2 protein-coding genes are annotated in these 1,530 nt (G+C 70.6%); both read left to right on the top strand.

The window, feature by feature from the left end; all coding sequences use genetic code 11:
• Positions 1–316 precede the first annotated feature (316 nt).
• On the top strand, positions 317–811 hold the full coding sequence (locus tag WH07_RS35845; protein ID WP_046509476.1) for an HPP family protein: 495 nt from the start codon (positions 317–319) through the stop codon (positions 809–811).
• Positions 812–971: 160 nt separating this feature from the next.
• Positions 972–1,475 (top strand): hypothetical protein, encoded by a 504-nt coding sequence (locus tag WH07_RS35840; protein WP_046509474.1) that lies wholly within the window; start codon positions 972–974, stop codon positions 1,473–1,475.
• The last annotated feature ends 55 nt before the right edge of the window (positions 1,476–1,530 follow it).

Here is a 1,530-nt window from a genome sequence, read left to right as displayed (position 1 = left end):
CCACCAACCGCACGATCAAACCAACCTAACGAAGCACTACTAGGGCCTGTCCGGACAGGGCCCAGGCTCCGTGCTACCGGTGGTGACACCGCACGCCGCATCGATCGACGGCGTCGATCAAGCGATCGAAAGCCCGACTTGGACAGGCCGTGGCCGGCGGCCTCAAGATCTTGGGTGTGTTCCCCGGCTTCACGGACGACGAGCCGCCGTGGTCAGGAAGCGGGGACGGTTTTGGAGTTGTTCCCGTGCTGATTCCGCGCGCCTTGACGGCGCTCTGCCACAGCATGCCTTCCTGCCGGGCGAGAGCGTCGGACTCATGAGGTTTGTCCGGCCTGCCAAGGGCGGAAGTGTCCCGGCCCATCCGGCGAGGGTCGCCTCGGCGGCCATCACCACGTCGTTCGCGCTGGCGGTCCTGGTGGCCGTCGGGACACTCACCGACCAGACCGTGCTGATACCGCCGCTCGCGGCCACGACGGCGATCATTACCGCGACCCCCGAGGCGCCGGTCGCACAGCCTCGCCATGTCATCGGCGGCCATATGCTGTCGTGCCTTGTCAGCTTCGGGGTTCTCGCCCTCGGCTGGCACGGCCCCTGGGCCGCCGCCGTGGCCTGCGGGGCGGCCTGCGGATTCGCGCTCCTGGTCAGGGCGGCCCATCCGCCGGCCATGGCAACCGCTGTCATGATCATGCTCACCGACCCGCCCGCCAACAGCTTCGTACCCCTGCTGGCCGTCGGCGCGGCGCTGCTCGTACTGGTGCAGATGCTTTCGTCCCGTCTCCAGCGAGAGGTCTATCCCACGTCCTGGTGGTGAACGGAGCACCCCGGCGAGCGCGTTGGAAGCCCTCGCACCGCTTCCGTGTGAGTCAGATCACTGGCAAGTGGTCGCCCGAACCTGCGTCATCGACCGGCGCCACCGGTGTCTCGCCTCTTGTGGACACACTGTCCAACAATACGGATGGGAGGCCGGGCACATGACTGGCTCGGGCGCACACGGCGCGGTGGAGTGGCTGGCATCGGTGGCGCCGGATCCCGAGGCCTGCCGGTGGGAATGGGAACGCGATCCGCTCGGGATCGCGCTCCTCCCCGCCGGCCGCCGCTGGGACGTACTGATCCTTCCCGCCAATCTCGGCTATCCGACCCTCGACGTGCTGACCAGGCTCGTCGACCGGCCAGGACCGGTCCTGGCCGACCTCGGCGACTCCCGGATGGGCTTCTTCGTACCGCCGGGGACCGCTGCCCGCTGGCTCGGTACGGGGGTACGAGGGGCGGGCCACGGCACCTGGATCGTCGTCCCGTACCCGGGCCGGGCGAGCGGCGGGATGCGCTGGCTGATCCCGCCGGACGGCGCGGGCACCCTCACCGACCCGTCCCTGCTGGAACTCGCGATGCACGAGGCGGCGGCCGGGATGGCGGGGGAGACGGGAGGGGCACGAGGGACGGGCGGGAACGCCGGCCGGGAGGACGGCGGGGAGTGACGTCAGCGCCGGGCCGGGAGAACCGGGCCGCGGGCGGGGGGCGCGTTGAGCAGGG

Source organism: Streptomyces odonnellii (assembly GCF_000981895.1).
GTDB classification, from domain to species: Bacteria; Actinomycetota; Actinomycetes; order Streptomycetales; family Streptomycetaceae; genus Streptomyces; species Streptomyces odonnellii.
The sequence above is the reverse complement of the archived record's forward strand: the minus strand, read 5'-3'. Positions and strand labels throughout refer to the sequence as shown.